This is a genomic window from Arthrobacter sp. D2-10, from assembly GCF_054161285.1.
On sequence record NZ_CP096431.1, the window covers coordinates 680,480 to 699,133 of the forward strand.

Below are 18,654 nucleotides of genomic sequence, written 5' to 3' on the forward strand. Positions count from 1 at the left end.
CACGAAGTACGACGACGGCGCTCAGGGAGTGCCGTCGTCGTACTTCGCGCGAGGGGGACTACTTCATTTCGCCGGAGAGATCGGCGTCCTTGCCTTCCTTCGTCATGAGGATGCACACGGCTGCAACAACGAAGGAGAGAACCCAGACCAGGCCCACCAGCCACAGCTCACCGCCGGCGACGAGAACCAGTCCCGAGGCGATCATGGGGGTGAAGCCTGCGCCCAGCGTCGAAGCGCTCTGGTAGGTGAGGGACGCTCCGGTGTAGCGCATGCGGGTCGGGAAGAGCTCCGCGACGAAGGCTCCGAACGGTCCGAAGATGGTGCCCTGGATGATGCCGTTGGCAAGGAACAGTCCGATCGCGAACCCCCACAGAGTATCGGTCTGCAGCAGCCACAGGATGGGATAGGCCAGCACGGCGCCCGCCACCATTCCCACGAGCATGACCGGCCGCCTGCCGAACCGGTCGCTGGCCTTCGCCGCGAACCAGATGGCAATGATGGTGAGTGTTGCTCCGATCGCCTTGATGTTCAGCACATGGGTGGTGTCTACGCCGGCATCGATGATGTAGGAGACTGCCCAGACGGTCATGAGACCCTGCACAGTGTAGGAGCTCATTCCCGCGAACGTACCCAGGACCAGGTTGCGGGGGTAGGTGCGGAAAACCTCCACGAACGGAAGTTTCTTCTTCTCCGCCTTCTTTTCCAGTTCGAGGAACAGCGGCGTCTCTGCGACCTTCAGGCGGATGGTCAGGCCAACCCCGATCAGGACAACGCTCAGCAGGAACGGGACCCGCCAGCCCCAGGACATGAACGCATCCTCGGGCAACAGGGAGAACGCGGAAATGGTCAGCGTGGCGAGCACTGCGCCGGCCGGGCCACCCATATTTGCGAAGCTCGCCGCAAAGCCACGGCGTTTCGCCGGCGAATGCTCCAGTGCAACCAGCATGGCGCCACCCCATTCGCCGCCGACAGCTATGCCCTGCAGGATTCGCAGGGCCACCAGCAGGATGGGGGCGGCCATACCGATCTGCGCCGTCGTGGGGAGCAGTCCGATCATGGTGGTCCCGACACCCATCAGGGTCATCGAGATGATGAGGACGGTCTTTCGGCCCACCCGGTCCCCGAAGTGACCGAAGATGAGCCCACCCAGCGGCCGTGCCACATACCCGACAGCCAAGGTGCCGAAGGAGGCGAACAAGCCGACGGCGGGGTCAAGGTTGGAGAAGAACACCTGGTTGAAGACAATCGACGCCGCCATCGCGTACAGGATGAAGTCGTAGAACTCTATAGCGCTGCCGATGAAGCTGGACGCCAGGATCCGGCGCATGTGTTTCGTATTGAGGCTGTCTTCGTTGACAGCCTGCGTTTGTGTCATGGTGCTGGTCATCGTACTGCTCCCGCTTCTTCGAGGGTATGGGCTGTTGGGGAGTTGCCAAAGGGAATGGAGTCAAGGTCGTCGGGGATGAGGAAGGTTCCGTTGAACTGTGCGCCGGCGCGTTCCCAGACGGACCGGGGTGTTGTGCCGGGCACCAGGTGATGCAGCGCGAGCGTCCGTGCGCCGGCCCGGTTGGCGAGGTCGACGGCGTCTTCCGGGCTCGTGTGCGACTTGCGGTGGTGGTCGATGGATGCCTGGCCCACTTCGCTGCCGCTGCTCGCGTAAGTACGGTGAACCCAGTCGAAATCGATTGCCTCGTGCAGAAGCAGGTCGGTGCCGCGGGCAAGCCGGACGAGGTTTTCACAGGGAGCTGTGTCGCCGGAAATGGTCACGGAGCCGGCGGCGGTGTCGAACCGAAAAGCAAAGGCTGGGGCCACCGGGGGATGCTGCACAAGAGTGGCAGTCACAGTGACCAGCTCATCTTCATACACGGTGAACGGCAACATGCCGGCGGGAGTCGGATTCGAGTTGGGGTGGTACGCGGGGTCCGGAATCGAGATGTCCTCCGGGATGAAGTAGTCGAACGGAGACGGGCGCAGGGCGTCGAGGATCCGGTCATTGAGGTCCGTGGCGTGGGCCCTCATCAGGTTCGTGAACATCTCGGTGATTCCCGGCGTCGGGCTCAGAGGGAAGACCGGGGTAGGGGGCACCGCTGCCCGCGGCGACACCGGGGGCAAGGCTCCCCGGTCGCCTGGGCCGACAATCCGCACGGGACGCTGTCCGTCCTGGAAGGTGAAGAGGCCGAAGATGGCAAGCGAGCCGAGATCGATGGTGTGGTCCGAGTGCATGTGCGTGACGAAGACTCCGCGCAGAGAATTGATGGGTAGCCCGGCCAGCATGAGCTGCCTGCCGACACCGTGGCCGGCGTCCACCAGGTACGTGGAACCGCCGACGACCACGGCGGTCGCAATGCCCGCGCGTTGGCCGGCGTTTTCTCCTGTCCACCAGCGTGGACCGCCGGCCGTTCCGAGGGTGACTACCCGCGGTGCCAGGTCTTCGTGAGGGGAAAGGGCCATGATGCGTAACTCCTTTGAGGGTCTTTCCATCAATGATCCGGGTCACACTTCCACTGGTAAAACGGTTTTAAGCGGGTTGTAAAACTGGTTCTGCTTAGGTTTAGGACCCATCCGGGCGGGCTGTGTCGCCGAACACAGGTAAACGCATCTACAGGAAATGGTTGGAACATGGCGGTTCGATCGGCAGCACTCGCAGCAGGAGCACTCCTCGCTGCGCTCCTGACCAGCGGCTGCATGCCTGTCGAGGAGAACCCGCTTGACGTCAACTCGCCGCGCTCGCAGGACTCAGTGAGCGCCGTGCAGCAGCCTGTCGCGGCGGAGGTCGGCGATGACCCACTGAACCTTGCGGAGAACGGCGCGACCCTCTGCTACACCCAGCCCGACATCGGCTTTCAGGAGTTCACCGTCCTTGTGCACAACGAGGCGCTGCAAACCTTCACCCTCGACGACGTCTCCCTGCAGGACCCTGAGAACCTCGCCCTTGTCAGCGCAGAGGTGTCTACGGCCAACAGGGACGGTCACCATAAAGCCCACGACGACGACGGCGGCGGAGGTCACGGTACACACAGCGCCGAGCCGGCGCCCGCCAGCGTAGCGCCCGCACCTACCGGTCCCGTTGAACCGGTGCCGGCCGAGGGTTACAACATCACCACGCATGAGTACGTGAACCTTGTGGTTGCCGTCTCGATCGCTGACGGTGCTGATGCGGGCTCGGCACAGGGCATAACGGTCGATTACTCGACCGGCGGACAGACATTCACGGGCACCCATCCGCTGATCGTGGAGCTGGACCGTGAGGGCTGCGTCTAGTCCTAGAGACCGCATTCAACCGCTCGGTCAGGAGTACGACGCCCGCGCCCTGCAGCTCCCGCAGGCCCTCCGGCCGTCCGGAGGCCGCCAGGAGAAGTGAAAGGGCCGGCCCCCGCACGCTCTCGCCCGAACCGATTGTGAATCCCTCATCCGTTGCAGAGATTTCAAGCCCCGCCAAGCGTTTCCTGCCTCCGTCAAGTCGATTTCCGGCGACATAGTGCAGGGCATCCTCCAGCTTTGGCAGTCCCGGTCTGGTGATGCCCAAGGGTTGCCGGATGTCTTCTCCGTGCACGACTATCTCGATGAGGCGGGTGATGAAAGGACCCGGAGGCGTGTTCGTACTGGTGATTGTTGCCCGGAAACGGGCGAGGGTTTCTACGGGTGTGGTAGCTCGCTCGGTAGCCACTTCGCGCGCGTTTGCCCTGTCGAAACTGAAGCCGGACCGGATCAACGAGACTAGAAGCTGCGCCGCGTGGTCTTCGCAGACCCTGTCAGGTGAGCAACGACGTCGTGGATGTCCCCGCCCTCACACAGGGAAGCGGTAGCCCACTGTTGTTCGGACAGTAGAGCCAAATCCTCAGCGAGCATGCGGCGTTCACGGTGGACTGTGTCCCAGTTGCTTGTCATCCCTCATCCTCCACGCTGTGTGTGCTGCTTCCGTCGCTTGTCCCGCCTTCATAGAGCAGACGCAGCTCACGCTGGGAAATCATCGGTGGTTCGCTATGCCCGCCTTAACGGCTGCAGCCGCATTCCCTCGTTGTCGGCGGTCGATGCCACAATGGCAGGCGTGAGTGCACCAATGAGTACCCCTACAACCATCTTCGAACAACTCGCTGCCGAGCTCGGCGTTCAGCAGTGGCAGGTCAAGGCCGCCGTCGAACTGCTCGACGGCGGATCGACAGTCCCGTTCATCGCTCGCTACCGCAAGGAAGTCACCGGGACGCTCGACGACGCCCAGCTGCGCGAGCTGGAGGAACGGTTGCGCTACCTGCGTGAGTTGGAGGACCGACGCGCGGCCGTGCTCGAATCGATCGAAGCCCAGGGCAAGCTCACCGATGAACTCCGCGCCGCCGTCGTCAGCGCCACCACCAAAGCTCGGCTGGAGGACATCTATCTGCCGTTCAAGACCAAGCGGCGCACCAAAGCGCAGATCGCACGCGAAGCGGGGCTGGAACCGCTCGCCGACGCGCTGCTGGCCGATCCCTTCCTCGACCCGATAGCCGAGGCAGGCCGCTACCTGAATGAGGCCGTGCCCACCGCCGACGACGCCCTCGCGGGAGCGCGCGCACTGCTCGTCGAACGTGCCGGGCAGGACGCAGATCTGCTGGCCGACCTGCGGGAGCGCCTCTGGAAGCAGGGACGGCTGACCTCGCAGGTTGTTCAGGGCAAGGAGGCCGAGGGCCAGAAGTTCGCCGACTACTTCGACTTCACGCAGGCGCCGTCCGCGATGCCGTCGCACCGCGTGTTGGCGCTCCTGCGCGGTGAGAAGGAGGGTGTTCTGCAGCTCACGCTTACCGAGGCGGACACCACGGATGCAGAGTCGGCACTGCGTGCCCGTCGTCGTTTCGAGAACGCAGTGGCGGCCTTCCTCGGTGTGACCGACCAGGGTCGGCCGGCTGACGCCTGGCTGATGGCCACTGTTCAACAGGCGTGGCGCCGCCTTCTCGCGAAATTGTCGATCGACCTGCGCGTCAGGCTCTTCGTGGAGGCCGAGACCGAGGCAGTACGCGTTTTTGCCGCCAACCTCCGGGACGTGCTGCTCGCGGCGCCCGCGGGCAGCCGCACCACGATCGGGCTCGATCCGGGCTTGCGGACCGGCGTCAAGGTGGCCGTCGTCGACGGAACCGGCAAGGTTCTGGAGACCGCAACGATCTACCCGCATGCACCGGCGAAAAAGTGGGACGACGCACTTGCCACGTTGTCGCGCATGGTGACCGGGCACGACGTCGAACTCATCGCAATCGGCAACGGCACCGCCTCGCGGGAGACGGACAAGCTTGCGTCGGAACTGATCTCGCTCCTGCCGGGGCGAACCCTGCACAAGCTCGTGGTGTCCGAAGCCGGGGCATCCGTGTACTCGGCGTCAGCGCTGGCTTCAGCGGAGCTGCCGGGCCTCGACGTGTCCCTGCGCGGGGCGGTGTCCATTGCCCGGCGGCTGCAGGATCCCCTGGCCGAACTGGTGAAGATCGACCCGAAGTCCATCGGTGTCGGCCAGTACCAGCACGACGTCAGCCCTGCAAAGCTGGAGTGCTCACTCGATGCCGTCATCGAGGACTGCGTGAATGCGGTCGGCGTGGACGTCAATACGGCGTCACCGTCGTTGCTCACTCGGGTGGCCGGCGTCGGAACCCTGCTCAGCGAGAATATTGTTGCCCACCGGGACGCCAATGGACCTTTCGCCCGCCGGGCCGACCTTCTGAAGGTGCCGAGGCTCGGCGCGAAGGCTTTCGAGCAGTGCGCCGGCTTCCTTCGCATCCCTAACGGCGATGAGCCGCTGGATGCCTCCAGCGTGCACCCGGAAGCGTATCCCGTGGCACGACGCATGGTGCACGACGCCGGCGGCTCACTCCGGTCGCTGAACCTCGCCCAGTACGTCGATGACACCGTTGGCCTGCCCACACTGCAGGACATTCTTTCTGAACTGGAGAAGCCGGGCAGGGATCCGCGGCCGGCGTTCGTCACGGCGTCCTTCGCTGACGTCGAGAAGATCTCGGACTTGCGTCCGGGCATGATCATCGACGGCGTGGTGACCAACGTGGCAGCCTTCGGCGCCTTTGTCGACGTCGGAGTGCACCAGGACGGGTTGGTACACGTATCGGCCATGGCCGACCGCTTCGTCAGCGATCCCCACGAGGTCGTGAAGTCCGGCCAGGTCGTGAAGGTGAAAGTGTTGGAAGCGGATCCTGACCGGAAGCGGATCTCGCTCAGCCTGAAACTGAACGACGACGCCACGCCTCGTGGACCCAAGCCCGCGCGGGAGGCACGAACCGGGGGAGGGGAGGACCGCCGTCGTCGTTCGTCCGGCGGTCAAGGCGGAAGCTCCACGCCGGGAGGAAGTTCCAAGCCGGGCGCCCAGAAGCCGGGAGCCCAAAAGCAGGGTGCCCAAAAGCAGGGCGGAAAGGCTGCTCCGGCTCCTGCGAACAGCGCAATGGCGGAGGCACTGCGTGCTGCAGGACTGGTCCCGCCGCGCTAGACCGGTCACAAGTCCCCCAAGGGGACCCACAGACGCAAAAGAACCCCGCAACAACGTGTTGCGGGGTTCTTGAGCGTTAGCTGTTGCCTTAGGCAGGCAGCTGCAGAACGTCACCGGTGAAGATGAGGTCGGCGTGGATGAGGGTGTCAGCGTTGGCCTGGTACAGTGCCTGCCAGCCGCCCTCGATGCCGAGCTTCTCAGAAATGGTGCTGAGGGTGTCGCCGGACTGGATGGTGTAGGTGTCGCCCGAGAGCGCAACGGCAGGAGCAGCGGGAGCTGCAGCGGCCTCCACAACGGGCGCCTCAACGACGGGTGCCTCAACAACGGGTGCCTGGACCTGAACCGGAGCCTGCACCTCAACCTGCTGGGACTGGACCTGCACCGGGGCCGGTGCGGGAGCAGCCGGGATCGGAGTAGGGTTGGCGCCGGCGGTCAGGCCGAGCTTGGCCGAGCATGCGGGCCATGCGCCCCAACCCTGGCCGGCAAGAACGCGCTCAGCAACGGCGATCTGCTCTGCACGGCTGGCATCCTGCGGGGCTCCCTGTCCACCGAAACCGGCCCAGGTCTGCGGGGTGAACTGCAGGCCGCCGGAGAAGCCGTTACCGGTGTTGATGCCCCAGTTTCCGCCGCTTTCGCACTGTGCGAGGGCGTCCCAGGTGCTGGCAGGAGCAGCGTTGGCTGCACCAGCGGAGGCACCGAGACCGACACCAACAAGGGCTGCCGCTGCAAGGCCGCGGCGCGCGTTAAGGCTGAGTTTCTGATTCTTCATGGGATTCGATGCTCCAAAAGGCCACCTGCACTCGTTCCGTCCCCGGACATCTTTGCGCCGTTGCTCACCCTTGACTGATCAGTGGTCTTGTCTGTGGTGTCTGCCGGACGAGCAACGTGCGGTGGAGGGGCAGCACCAGGGCATTATGTGGCAGCGGTAGAAACACCGTCTGCTTTGTGATTTCCCGAAAGGGGGTTCCGTCCCACCGTAGAGGGTTTTCGAATCGTTGCCAAATCGAGATGTTTCGGTGCTTGACGAAGGACGCCCGTGCGCTTCTCGTTTTCGAGTGGCTGAAGCCCTGTCGACCACTGTAGAACATAGGGATGGACGCGCACCAGACGATCACCTGTGAGATCCCGATGAGATGGGGAGACATGGACGCCTATGGGCACATCAACAACGTCGAGGTGGTGCGGTTGCTTGAGGAGGCGCGCATTCATGCGTTCGGGCCGCCCGGAGGAACAGGAGCGCCGGGGGAAACCCCGCCCGTTGACCTGTTCTCCTCGGTGGCCACCGGGGTGCAGGCGCTTGTTGTGGAGCACCGCATCAGATACACGGCGACGCTCGACTACCGGAACGTGCCGCTGAAGGTTCAGGTGTGGATCGCCGGTATCAAAGCCGCCAGCCTGGACATTGCCTACCGCCTTTTTGACCCCGTTACGGACCGGGTGTGCGTGAAAGCCCACACCACGCTGGCCTTTGTTGACGGCGATTCAGGATCGCTGCTGCGGCTCTCTCCTGAGCAGAAGCAGCGGCTGGCCCCGTTCGAGGGCAAGGGCCTCTTCGGATAGACCCATGAGTCGGCAGGACACACCCCCTTGGGGGATGAGGGGCGTGTCGTGCCAACTCGACGGGGCGGCAACCTCAGGCGGCGATGTAGCCGTTCGGGTTCAGCACGTACTTGGTGGCAGCGCCCTTGTCGAACTCCTCATAGCCCTGCGGCGCCTGATCCAGCGGAATCGGCTTGGCGTTCACAGCCTTTGCGATATGCGCCTTGTCATGCAGGATCGCCATCATCAGCTGACGGTTGTACCGCATGACCGGGCACTGTCCGGTGGTGAAGGACAGGGACTTGGCCCATCCGGTACCCAGGGAGATCGAGAGCGATCCGACCTTCGCCGCCTCGTCGATGCCGCCCGGGTCGCCGGTGACGTACAATCCCGGAATGCCCAATGCGCCACCAGCAGCGGTGATGCCCATCAACGAGTTGAGTACCGTCGCGGGAGCCTCGTGCGAGGCGTCCTTGCCGTGACCGCGTGCCTCGAATCCGACCGCGTCTACGCCGCAGTCCACTTCCGGTACTCCGAGAATCTGCTCGATCTGGTCCTTGGGGTCACCTTTGGAGACGTCCACCGTCTCGCAGCCAAAGGTGCGTGCCTGCGCCAACCGCTCCTCATTGAGATCACCTACGATGACGACGGCAGCACCCAGCAGATGCGCGGACAGCGCCGCGGCCAGCCCAACCGGCCCAGCACCGGCAATGTAGACGGTTGAGCCGGTGGTGACTCCGGCCGTGTACACGCCGTGGTAGCCGGTCGGGAAGATGTCGGAGAGCATGGTCAGGTCCAGGATCTTCTCCAGCGCCTGATCCCGATCCGGGAACTTCAGCAGATTCCAGTCGGCATAGGGGACGAGCACGTACTCGGCCTGGCCACCCACCCAGCCGCCCATGTCCACATAGCCATAGGCGCTGCCGGGCCGGTCGGGGTTGACGTTGAGGCAGATGCCGGTCTTGCGCTCCTTGCAGTTCCGGCAGCGGCCGCACGAGATGTTGAACGGAACCGAGCAGATGTCGCCCTTCTTGATGAACTCGACATCGCTTCCGACCTCGACCACCTCGCCGGTTATTTCGTGTCCGAGGACAAGGTCCGACGGCGCTGTGGTGCGTCCGCGGACCATGTGCTGGTCCGACCCGCAGATGTTGGTGGCCACAGTCTTGAGGATGACTCCGTGATTGACTTTCCGACCGACATTGGCTGGATTGACTCCCGGTCCGTCTTGCAGCTCGAACGTCGGGTAGTCGGTATCGATGACTTCAACCTTGCCGGGGCCCTTATAGGCCACAGCCCTGTTTCCTGACATGGTGCTCCCTCTCAGATTGGTGGACGTTCGTCGTCGAACGTCCCTTCACAAGGCCGTGACCGACCCGAGCGTCAGCAGTGTGGCCTCGCGGTCAGTCTAGGGCGGGCAGGCCGGCGATGATACCGGTTTGATAAATATTCCACTCGTACAAAATTATGCCCCGCCGGTCTCCCGGTGGGGCATGATTCATGGAGCTGAGTTGTTAGATGGCCCGGCTTCCGCGGTGCCGCATCGAATAAGCTGCACCCAGACCGACGGCGATGATGCCGAGGATTAGATTCAGCCAGTTCGTTGAGGCATTCGTGGACAGGACGTTGGCTGCAGAATCACCGACAATCAGTCCGTACAGCCACATGATGAGCAGGACGACGCCGCTCCCGATCAGGAAGTTGCGAGCCGATAGCACTCCGCGGCTCATCCAGACTCCGGCGGCTCCCATGGCCAGGTACACCAGATTGAGCAGGACGGACACCTGGAACGCGCCCAGGAGCATCGCCTCGGAACCGGATGCGAAAGCCATGGAATCGTATTGTGCGGTGATTCCCGGGATGAGCCCGAGGATCCCCATCAGCAGGAAAACTACTCCCATCCCCATCGAGGCGCTGCGAACGTGGTCGCGCGTCACATGGAAATCATGTGCGTGGTGTGATGCGGTAGTCATCTCCCCTCCTAGTGTGTGAATATGACTCTTCGCTGTGCCGCGAGACGTCAGGAGAGGCGCACCGCATGCACCGCCGTTGGAGGAGCGCAAACCGCGCTCGACCAGCACTCTCATTTTACTGCTCGAATACCCACCTGATAAGGGAAAACGATGGCTGACAGGGTGATGATCACGGGTGCGACGGCCGGACTCGGGGCCGAGTTCGCGGAGCAGTTCGCGGCGCGGGGTGCGGGGGTGGTCCTGGTGGCGAGGAATTCCTCCCGGCTGGAGGAGAAAGCAGCAGCGCTGCGCTCACGCTTCGGTGTTCCGGTTGAGGTGCTGGTGGCTGACCTGCACGACGACGACGGCCTGCGCCGCGTTCTCGACAGGCTGCGGGACGATGCGGAGCCAGTTTCCACCCTGGTGAACAATGCCGGCTATGGGCTGGCCAAATCCTTCGAGGAAAACCGGCTTGAGGACGAATTGAATCATGCCGCCATCCACCTCACCGTTCCGCTGGCTCTCAGCCACGCCGCCCTTCAGGGCATGCTGGCACGCGGATCCGGACGGATTATCAACGTGGCGAGCGTCGCCGGGTTCACGCCGAGGGGCACCTACAGTGCGCTGAAGGCAGCCATGATCAACTTCAGCAGGTGGGCGAACTTCGCGTACCGCAAGCGGGGCATTACGGTAATGGCACTGTGTCCAGGATTTGTTCATACGGAGTTTCACGACCGGATGGGGATGGACAAGGCGTCCGTACCGCCGTGGATGTGGCTGCAGGCGAAGGACGTTGTCCGGGAAGCGCTGAAGGACCTTGCGGCAGGGAAGGCGGTGTCCATCCCCAGCAAGCGCTACAAGGTGCTGGCGTTCGTGGCGAGGAATGCGCCGTCGTCGTTGGTGGCGGCCCTTGCCTCCCGCGGCAGGTGACCTGACGTGTGGGTAGGGACTGTCGAGTTCGATCTCCTGTTGGGGGACGTGCACTCCCTGAAAGGGAAGCGCTCACTGGTCCGGCCGCTGGTGGCGGAGGTGCGGCGGCGCTTCGATGTGTCGGTCGCGGAGGTGGATTCGCAGGACCTGCATCGCCGCGCGACGGTGGGAGTGGGGCTGGTTTCCGGCGACCGCAGGCACGTGGTCGACGTGCTCGATGCCGTGGAGCGGTTTGTCGCAGGCAGACCGGAGCTTGAACTGTTGAGTGCCCGTCGCCGAATTGTGACCGGCGATGACTAACCAGATCGCAAGCGGGCTTACTACCATGGGAATGTTGAGGCGTACTTACAGGGAGGTAAGAGCGTGTCTGGATTCTTCAAGCTGGTTGACGCCCATGATCATGGGTACCGGCTCAAGCTAATGGCCGAGGACGGCACCCTTGTCGCGGTCTCTGCTTACTTTCCGACGAAGCAGGCGGCTATCGAGGGCATCGACGTTATTCGCGAAATCGCCGGGACCGGTCCCGTGATGGACCATACCCGCAAGGATGAGTCGCGCAAGCAGCAGGCCCGCAAGGAGCACCCTGTCCATCCCGTTGCAAAAGGCCGGCTGTCTGCCTGACTTCACGCGAGGCATTGAATCCTACATCATGTAGGATTTTGCCCGGCTCGGGTAGACTCGGAGGTATGAAGGCCCAAAGTAGCGTCTCGTCCCCCTCACCGTTGTCCCGCAGGGCTCTCCGTGACGGGGTCTATGACATCTTGCTCGAGATGCTGTTGGCCGGTGAATTCGAACCCGGTGCTCCACTCGGCATCGACTCCCTTTCCCGCCGTCTCGAAGTTTCTCCCACCCCTATCCGGGAAGCTCTCGTTCAGCTCGAACACACGGGGTTGGTCAGTCGCGCCGCGCTCAAGGGCTATCGCGTAGCACCCCCACTCAGCGTCCAGCAGATGAGGGAGCTGTTCGATGCCCGACTCGTCGTCGAGGTGGCGGCGGCGACACGGGCGGCGTCTGCCCATCATGAACTGGTGGCTGAGCTCCGTGAGGCGCATGATCAGCACCAGAGCGCGGCGGAGGGGTTTCGCAACGCTGACAGCCAATCCCGGCTGGGGGAGTACCGCCGCTATTTTGAGGCGGATTGGAATTTTCACGAGACCATCCTGCGCCACTGCGGTAACCGCTTCCTTCAGCAGATGGCCCAGATGGCAAGTACCCATACGCACAGGTTGAGGCAGTCCGCCCGTCACGGGTCGGATGACATGAGCCTGGCTATTGCCGAGCACGCGGAGATCCTCCAGGCCTTCGAACGCGGGGATGGATCGGCTGCTTCCGAAGCGATGGACCGGCACATTCGGGGCGCCCAGAAGCGGGCTCTCGCCGAGGAGAACTAGGCTCACTCGCCGCCGCCGCGTCATCAATTCACCCTCCATTGCATGTAGCTGTTCCATATGTCACACTCTTCGTAGATCCAATAGGATTTTTTATCTACGATTCGATCGGGCCCACGCGAAACGACTCGTAAGCCGTCCGAGGCGCACATTTATCAAAGGAGATAACGGATGTTCAACAGGAAGCTCCAGCTCACAGGCCTTCTCGCCACGGGAGCCCTTGCCCTGTCGGCCTGCGGTTCAGCAAGCCAGGCGGGCGAAGCAGCCGATGGCAGCTTCGAACCCACGGGCGACGTGACCATGACAGTGCCGTTCGGTGCAGGCGGCGGAAGCGACCTCTCCGGTCGCGCCATCGCCAGTGGCCTTGAAGAAATCACCGGCGTCAACATCAACACCGTCAACCGCGAAGGTGGATCCGGCGCTGTGGGCTACTCGCAGTTCCTGGCTGAACAGGGTAACGGTAACCACCTGCTGGCCACAGAAACCGCGATGCTCGCGCTGCCCATCACGCAGGACGTCGAATTCACGTACGAGAGCTTCACACCCATCATGAAGCTCGGCGACGACTACACCGTCGTCACTGTGGCCCCGGACTCACCGTTCGAAAGCTGCTCCGATGTTGTGGAAGCAGCAAAAGACGGCCGCGTGATCGCCGCCGTCTCCGGAGCTACCAGCCTCGACGAGATTGTCTTCACGCTCATCGAGCAGGAGACCGGCGTCGAGTTCGACCGCGTCCCCTTTGAATCAGGCAGTGAAGTGGTGACCGGCCTCCTGGGCGGTCAGGTCGACGTCATCTCCGTCAACCCGGGCGAGGTCCTGGGACAGCTCGAGGCCGGCAGCCTGAAGCCCCTCTGCGCTGTTGCCGAGGAACGCTACGAGTATGAGGCACTCGCCGACATCCCGACCGCTGCAGAGCAGGGCATCGATGTTGCCTTCGCGCAGTTCCGCGGCCTTATTGCACCCGGAGGGATTTCCGAGGAGGCCAAGCAGTACTGGATCGATGCGGCCAAGGAATTTGAGAAGTCCGAGGCCTACACGACCTACATCGAGGAGAACCTCATGCAGGCCAATGCCTCCTACGGCGACGACTTCGTCACCTACCTCGAAGGCAACAACGCCGACCTGACGGCAGTGCTGGGCGAGTAATGACTTCCACCATCACCGGCGCCAACCTCCGCAAGGCGGTGGCGAGCCTGATCATTGCGTTCCTCGGCATCGCCGCCGTCATCGGTGGCTTCGGCTACGGCTTCATCGAGGACGGGCGGATCGCCGCGGGCTTCCTGCCCGTCCTCGTTGGAGGTGCCATGGCCCTCTTCGCACTGCTCGACGTCGTTGGCTCCCTTCGGAACTCGGAGAAGGAATCGACGCTACTCGAGACCGTCCACATCGAAGCCGCCGAAACTCTTGAACCGGTTGCGGAACCGGAGAGCGATCGCGATATCTACGGGCGCTCCGGCAAGCAGCGCGACCGCATGCTGCTCATGGTTATCGGGATCATCCTGGCCACCGTGCTGCTGGTACCGGTTCTCGGATTCGTCGTCGCCTTCGCCCTCATGCTCGTTGTCATCGCAGTAGTCGTCGAACGGCGCCGGCTCCTGCCATCCATCCTTGTGAGCGCCATAGCCCTGGCTGCTGCGTACGGAATCTTCGTCTTGTTCCTGCGCGTGCCGCTGCCTACCGGCATCCTCGGAATCTAGGAGGAACGCTATGTGGGAAAACCTCATGCTGGGCTTTTCAACAGCCCTCACAGTCGAAAACCTCCTCTGGTGCTTCGTCGGCGTTCTCGTCGGCACCGTGATCGGGCTCATGCCCGGGCTCGGATCCACCACGGGTGTTGCCATCCTCATTCCGCTTACCCTCGGAATGGAGCCGGTAACGGCGCTGATCATGCTGGCTGGCATCTACTACGGTGCGCAGTATGGCGGAACCATCACGTCTGTCCTGATCTCCACACCGGGTGAAGCCGCGAGCGTTGTCACAACGCTGGACGGCTATCAGATGGCGAGGAACGGACGAGCCGGCGCAGCCCTCGCTATCGCCGCAATCGGTTCCTTCATTGCAGCGATCATCTCGCTGGCGCTGCTGATGGCCCTCGCTCCGCCATTCGCACAGTTCGCGCTCAACTTCGGTCCGGTCGAGAACCTGGCCATCATGATCCTCGGTTTGATCACCGTGGTGAGCTTCGCCGGTGGATCCATGCGCAAGGGCCTCATGATGGCCGCCGCTGGATTGCTGATCTCCACCGTCGGTGTGGCTTCGGGCTTCAGCGACGCACGCTTCACGTTCGGGAACGTCAACCTGCTGGGCGGAATCCCCTTCGTTGAAGTGATGATCGGTCTCTTCGCACTGGGCGAAGTACTGCACCAGATCCGTGTCGGAGCCGCAGCGCCTATCAAGGCGCGGTTCAAGGACATGGTCATCAGCCGCAAAGAACTGACAAAGTCAGGACCCTCGATCATCCGCGGCAGCTTCATCGGCTTCCTGCTCGGCTGCCTGCCGGGTGCCGGATCGACCCTCGCCTCCTTCATGTCCTACGGCATCGAGAAGCGTCTCTCCAAAAACAAGGAGAACTTCGGCAAGGGAGCCATCGAAGGCGTCGCTTCCCCGGAAAGCGCCAACAATGCGGCAGCCAACGCCAACTTCGTGCCCACGCTCGCCCTGGGCATCCCCGGCGGCGGTACCACCGCCGTCCTGCTCGGTGCGTTCACGATCTACGGACTCCAGCCCGGCCCGCTGCTCTTCGAACAGCAGCCCACGCTCGTGTGGGGCCTGTTGGTCTCGTTCTTCATCGGCAACGTCATGCTGCTGGTCCTGAACCTGCCGTTGGCTCCGGTGTTCGCACAGATGCTGCGGATCCCCTACGCCTACCTGTACCCGATCATCGTCCTGACCAGCCTCATTGGCGCCTACTCGGTGAGCAACAACATGTTCAGCGTGTGGCTCGTGGTGATCTTCGGCATTATCGGCTTCTTCATGAAGGAACTGGACCTTCCCATCGCTCCACTGGTGCTGGGCCTCGTGCTCGGCCCGCTGTTCGAGAAGTCACTCGTCCAGACCTCGGCCCTCGGCCAGGGTAACTTCGGCATCCTCTTCCAGAGCCCGATCGCCGTCTCCATCCTCATCTTTGCGCTGCTGCTCGCGGTCGGCCCCACCATCATCGGCGGCATCCGGCGCTCCCAGCGCAACAAGAGCAAAGGGCTCACCCATGTATGAAAATAACGGGTACACGCGATCGGACTGGCCGATCGCCGCTGCCCTGCTGCAGTTTCCCGGAACCCTCCCTGACGGAACCTCCGTCCAGGACGCGTCGGCAGACGTCTGGCTGGACACCCTTCGGCAGGTGCGCGAGGTCGGATTCGACTGCGTGGACCTCACCGACAGCTGGCTCAAGCCGGGAAACCTCAGCGCCCGTCGTCTGACCGAGTTCCGCGACACGCTCACCGAAGCGGACCTCAGCGCCCCCGCGCTGTCCATCGTTCGCACGAGCGTCATCGATCCGCAGTCCGGCGAAGCGAACCTTGAGTATGTGCACACGAGCATCGAGTCCGCCGTCGCACTGGGAACCGGAACCCTGTCACTGGGACTGCACCAGCCCCTGACGCAGGAGCAGCGTGAGCGCCTCTGGTTCTGGACCGCGAAGGGCGCCGCCGACCCACTGGAAGACCGTGAGGTCTGGAACCTCGCCGTCGAACGTTTCCGGGAGATCGGCCGGCACGCTGCCGAATACGGGATGGTTGTCTCGCTCGAGCTGTACGAGGACACGTTCCTCGGAACCGCGGACAGCGCCGTCCAGCTCATCGAGGACATCGGGCTGGACAACGTAGGTCTCAACCCGGACATCGGGAACCTCGTCAGGCTGCACCGCCCCATCGAGGACTGGCAGGAGATGCTCCGCAAGACCCTCCCGTACGCCAACTACTGGCAGGTCAAGAACTATTTCCGGGACGAGAATCCGGAGACCGGCCTCGTCACTTCGGCCCCGGCGCCGCTCGAATACGGATTCATCAACTACCGCACCGCAATCCGCGAGGCGCTGGCCCTTGGCTTCAACGGCGTCTTCTGCTGCGAGCACTACGGCGGCGACGGACTCGGTGTGAGCGCCACCAACCGGCGCTACCTGCAGAGTCTGCTCCCGGAGGTTCGCACACCAGCCACCGCCCCGGACCGATCCAAGCGCACTATCCAGGAGGTCGCATCATGACCGCGTTACGTTCAGACGCAGCAACCTTCGCCGAGGACATGCTCACCGGCTTCGTTGCGGCGAACCGCCAGTACGTCCGGCGTGTTGACGGCGGAGTTGTCCGCGCCACGGCCATGAAGGATGGACAGGTATCGCTCGTCGTGGGCGGCGGATCCGGCCACTATCCCGCATTCGCCGGCTTGGTAGGTCCCGGCCTGGCCAGCGGCTCAGTGTGCGGAAACATCTTTGCCTCTCCCTCGGCGTCGCAGATCCGCCGGGTATCCCGCGCCACTCACCGCGGCGGCGGCGTGCTCCTGAGTTACGGCAACTATGCGGGCGACGTGCTGCACTTCGGCCTCGCCCAGGAGCAGCTTCGGTCCGAGGGGATCGATGTGCGCACCGTCGTCGTGACCGATGACATCGCGAGCGCACCGCAGGATGAGATGACGAAGCGGCGCGGTATTGCCGGTGATCTCACGGTCTTCAAGGTCGCCGGAGCGGCCGCTGAGGCAGGACTCACCCTGGATGAGGTCGAGGAACTTGCACAGCGGACCAACGCCCGAACCCGTTCGCTGGGCGTCGCGTTCGCGGGCTGCACTTTGCCAGGTGCGGATGAGCCGCTCTTCACCGTGGTTGAAGGAACCATGTCCATTGGGCTGGGCATCCACGGCGAACCCGGCATTTCCGAGGCGGTACTGCCGACGGCGGATGAACTCGCCGAGCTGCTGGTCACCCGTCTGCTGGCGGACAAGCCGCACGACGCCGGCACCCGCCTGAGCATCATCCTGAACGGTCTGGGGGTGGTCAAGTACGAGGAGCTGTTCGTTCTCTTCGGGAAAGTCTCCAGCTTGCTGGAGCGCGAAGGGCTCACCATCGTCGAACCGGAGTGTGGAGAGCTCGTCACGAGCCTGGACATGTCCGGCCTCTCGCTGACCTTCTTCTGGCTCGACGACGAACTGGAACGCTGGTGGGCCGCTCCGGCCAATACGCCCGCCTACCGCAAGGGTGCCATCAGTGCGGAACTGGACACCAACGACGTCGCGAATCTCGACGAGGAGGAGCTCTTCTCCGACGAGGGGCAGTGGCAGCACGAGGCGGCGCCGGCTGCCGCGCGCCTGCTCGGGCTGGTCAGCACCATGCTCACCGAAGCCGAGCACGACCTCGGGCGGTTGGACGCCATCGCCGGTGACGGAGACCATGGCATCGGCATGGCACGCGGGGCTGAGGGAGCGGCGGCTGCCGCAGCGGTCTCGCAGGATGCCGGGCACGGCGTGGGCAGGCTGCTCCGCGAAGCCGGTGCCGCCTGGGCCGAGAAAGCAGGCGGCACGTCCGGAGCCCTCTGGGGTGCGGCCATCACGGCAGTCGGACGGGTGCTGCAGGACGAGGAATCCCTCACTCCGCAGGCAGTCGCTGCCGCGGTTGATGCCGCGCTCGAGGCGATGGTTTCGCTCGGGAAGGCTCAACTGGGCGACAAGACCATGCTCGACGCGCTCATTCCCTTCGCCGAAACCCTGCGGAACGCGGTCGACGCCGGCACCGACCTTGGAGAGGCCTGGGATACCGCGGCTTCCCGCGCCGAAGCAGCGGCAGCGGAGACAGCCAATCTCCGCCCCCGAATGGGCAGGGCACGGCCTCTTGCTGAGAAAAGCCTCGGGCATCCGGATGCGGGGGCCGTGTCCCTCGCGATGGTGGTGGCCACGGTCGGGGCAGCACATAAGGATTCTGCAAGGAAGGAAGACGTACTCTCATGAGCGAGAAACTACGGATCGTCGTCGGATGCGACAGCGCCGGACTCGAATACAAGGACGCCCTCAAGGCGGATCTCCAGGCAGACGAGCGGGTCGGTGAGGTGATCGACGTCGGTATCACCGGAAGTGAAAATACCGATTACCCGCACATTGCCGTCGACGCCGCACGCAAGATCCAGTCGGGCGACGCTGACCGCGCCCTGTTGATCTGCGGCACCGGACTGGGCGTCGCTATTGCCGCCAACAAGGTCAAGGGCGTACGTGCCGGCACGGCGCACGACAGCTTCTCCGTCGAGCGCCTGGTGCTGAGCAACAACGCGCAGATCCTCACCATGGGCCAACGGGTCATCGGGCTCGAGCTTGCCCGCAGGCTCGCCCGCGAATGGGTTGGCTATACGTTTGATCCCCAGTCCGCGTCAGCCGGCAAGGTCGACGCCATCTGCTCCTACGAGAAAGACTGATC

Annotated in this window: 20 protein-coding genes; 13 read left to right on the forward strand and 7 right to left on the reverse strand. The window is 63.7% G+C overall.

What is annotated here, in order from left to right; genetic code table 11:
- Positions 1 to 58 precede the first annotated feature (58 nt).
- Both M1D74_RS03275 and M1D74_RS03280 read right to left on the reverse strand, forming a co-directional pair.
- Positions 59 to 1,375 carry an MFS transporter gene (locus tag M1D74_RS03275; RefSeq protein WP_458116465.1) on the reverse strand — a complete coding sequence of 439 codons (1,317 nt, stop codon included), beginning with the start codon at positions 1,373 to 1,375 and terminating at the stop codon, positions 59 to 61.
- An 8-nt stretch (positions 1,376 to 1,383) separates the two neighbouring features.
- Positions 1,384 to 2,451 (reverse strand): MBL fold metallo-hydrolase, encoded by a 1,068-nt coding sequence (locus tag M1D74_RS03280; protein WP_309070996.1) that lies wholly within the window; start codon positions 2,449 to 2,451, stop codon positions 1,384 to 1,386.
- Positions 2,452 to 2,619: 168 nt separating this feature from the next.
- Here M1D74_RS03280 and M1D74_RS03285 point away from each other — a divergent pair, with 168 nt between their 5' ends.
- Positions 2,620 to 3,261: a hypothetical protein gene (locus tag M1D74_RS03285; RefSeq protein WP_458116466.1), complete on the forward strand. Its 642-nt coding sequence runs from the start codon at positions 2,620 to 2,622 to the stop codon at positions 3,259 to 3,261.
- Here the strand turns inward: M1D74_RS03285 and M1D74_RS03290 are convergent.
- Both M1D74_RS03290 and M1D74_RS03295 read right to left on the reverse strand, forming a co-directional pair.
- Positions 3,209 to 3,712 carry a maleylpyruvate isomerase family mycothiol-dependent enzyme gene (locus M1D74_RS03290; protein WP_458116467.1) on the reverse strand — a complete coding sequence of 168 codons (504 nt, stop codon included), beginning with the start codon at positions 3,710 to 3,712 and terminating at the stop codon, positions 3,209 to 3,211. The genes M1D74_RS03285 and M1D74_RS03290 overlap by 53 nt on opposite strands.
- Positions 3,713 to 3,717: 5 nt before the next feature.
- Positions 3,718 to 3,888, reverse strand: a complete 171-nt coding sequence (locus M1D74_RS03295) for a maleylpyruvate isomerase N-terminal domain-containing protein (protein WP_458116468.1) — start codon at positions 3,886 to 3,888, stop codon at positions 3,718 to 3,720.
- A 172-nt stretch (positions 3,889 to 4,060) separates the two neighbouring features.
- On the opposite strand from M1D74_RS03295, the gene M1D74_RS03300 reads away from it, so the two are divergent.
- The gene (locus M1D74_RS03300; protein ID WP_458116469.1) at positions 4,061 to 6,454 is read left to right on the forward strand and encodes a Tex family protein; all 2,394 of its coding nucleotides are present in this window, start codon (positions 4,061 to 4,063) and stop codon (positions 6,452 to 6,454) included.
- A gap of 88 nt (positions 6,455 to 6,542) precedes the next feature.
- On the opposite strand, the gene M1D74_RS03305 is transcribed toward M1D74_RS03300, so the two are convergent.
- Positions 6,543 to 7,223, reverse strand: coding sequence for a transglycosylase family protein (locus M1D74_RS03305; protein ID WP_458116470.1), 681 nt, complete (start codon positions 7,221 to 7,223; stop codon positions 6,543 to 6,545).
- 323 nt (positions 7,224 to 7,546) lie between these two features.
- On the opposite strand from M1D74_RS03305, the gene M1D74_RS03310 reads away from it, so the two are divergent.
- Positions 7,547 to 8,014: an acyl-CoA thioesterase gene (locus M1D74_RS03310; RefSeq protein ID WP_458116471.1), complete on the forward strand. Its 468-nt coding sequence runs from the start codon at positions 7,547 to 7,549 to the stop codon at positions 8,012 to 8,014.
- A 73-nt stretch (positions 8,015 to 8,087) separates the two neighbouring features.
- On the opposite strand, the gene fdhA is transcribed toward M1D74_RS03310, so the two are convergent.
- Positions 8,088 to 9,305 carry a formaldehyde dehydrogenase, glutathione-independent gene (fdhA, locus tag M1D74_RS03315; RefSeq protein ID WP_309070991.1) on the reverse strand — a complete coding sequence of 406 codons (1,218 nt, stop codon included), beginning with the start codon at positions 9,303 to 9,305 and terminating at the stop codon, positions 8,088 to 8,090.
- A gap of 202 nt (positions 9,306 to 9,507) precedes the next feature.
- Positions 9,508 to 9,966 (reverse strand): DUF4383 domain-containing protein, encoded by a 459-nt coding sequence (locus M1D74_RS03320; RefSeq protein WP_309070990.1) that lies wholly within the window; start codon positions 9,964 to 9,966, stop codon positions 9,508 to 9,510.
- 150 nt (positions 9,967 to 10,116) lie between these two features.
- Here M1D74_RS03320 and M1D74_RS03325 point away from each other — a divergent pair, with 150 nt between their 5' ends.
- The 10 genes from M1D74_RS03325 (at position 10,117) to M1D74_RS03370 (ending at position 18,652) form a co-directional block, all read left to right on the forward strand.
- Positions 10,117 to 10,875: an SDR family NAD(P)-dependent oxidoreductase gene (locus M1D74_RS03325; protein WP_309070989.1), complete on the forward strand. Its 759-nt coding sequence runs from the start codon at positions 10,117 to 10,119 to the stop codon at positions 10,873 to 10,875.
- Between the two features lie 6 nt (positions 10,876 to 10,881).
- The gene (locus tag M1D74_RS03330; protein WP_309070988.1) at positions 10,882 to 11,175 is read left to right on the forward strand and encodes a DUF503 domain-containing protein; all 294 of its coding nucleotides are present in this window, start codon (positions 10,882 to 10,884) and stop codon (positions 11,173 to 11,175) included.
- A gap of 63 nt (positions 11,176 to 11,238) precedes the next feature.
- Positions 11,239 to 11,496: a DUF1508 domain-containing protein gene (locus M1D74_RS03335; RefSeq protein ID WP_309070987.1), complete on the forward strand. Its 258-nt coding sequence runs from the start codon at positions 11,239 to 11,241 to the stop codon at positions 11,494 to 11,496.
- 65 nt (positions 11,497 to 11,561) lie between these two features.
- Positions 11,562 to 12,266, forward strand: coding sequence for a GntR family transcriptional regulator (locus M1D74_RS03340; RefSeq protein WP_309124052.1), 705 nt, complete (start codon positions 11,562 to 11,564; stop codon positions 12,264 to 12,266).
- Between the two features lie 168 nt (positions 12,267 to 12,434).
- Positions 12,435 to 13,409, forward strand: a complete 975-nt coding sequence (locus M1D74_RS03345) for a tripartite tricarboxylate transporter substrate binding protein (RefSeq protein ID WP_309070985.1) — start codon at positions 12,435 to 12,437, stop codon at positions 13,407 to 13,409.
- Positions 13,409 to 13,960: a tripartite tricarboxylate transporter TctB family protein gene (locus tag M1D74_RS03350; RefSeq protein WP_458116472.1), complete on the forward strand. Its 552-nt coding sequence runs from the start codon at positions 13,409 to 13,411 to the stop codon at positions 13,958 to 13,960. The genes M1D74_RS03345 and M1D74_RS03350 overlap by 1 nt, the downstream gene beginning before the upstream one ends.
- Before the next feature lie 10 nt (positions 13,961 to 13,970).
- On the forward strand, positions 13,971 to 15,476 hold the full coding sequence (locus M1D74_RS03355) for a tripartite tricarboxylate transporter permease (protein WP_309070983.1): 1,506 nt from the start codon (positions 13,971 to 13,973) through the stop codon (positions 15,474 to 15,476).
- Positions 15,469 to 16,464 carry a sugar phosphate isomerase/epimerase family protein gene (locus tag M1D74_RS03360; protein ID WP_458116473.1) on the forward strand — a complete coding sequence of 332 codons (996 nt, stop codon included), beginning with the start codon at positions 15,469 to 15,471 and terminating at the stop codon, positions 16,462 to 16,464. Before M1D74_RS03355 ends, M1D74_RS03360 begins: the two co-directional genes overlap by 8 nt.
- Positions 16,461 to 18,194 (forward strand): dihydroxyacetone kinase family protein, encoded by a 1,734-nt coding sequence (locus M1D74_RS03365; RefSeq protein ID WP_458116474.1) that lies wholly within the window; start codon positions 16,461 to 16,463, stop codon positions 18,192 to 18,194. Before M1D74_RS03360 ends, M1D74_RS03365 begins: the two co-directional genes overlap by 4 nt.
- Entirely contained in the window at positions 18,191 to 18,652 is a 462-nt protein-coding gene (locus tag M1D74_RS03370) for a ribose-5-phosphate isomerase (protein ID WP_309070980.1), read from the forward strand. The genes M1D74_RS03365 and M1D74_RS03370 overlap by 4 nt, the downstream gene beginning before the upstream one ends.
- The last annotated feature ends 2 nt before the right edge of the window (positions 18,653 to 18,654 follow it).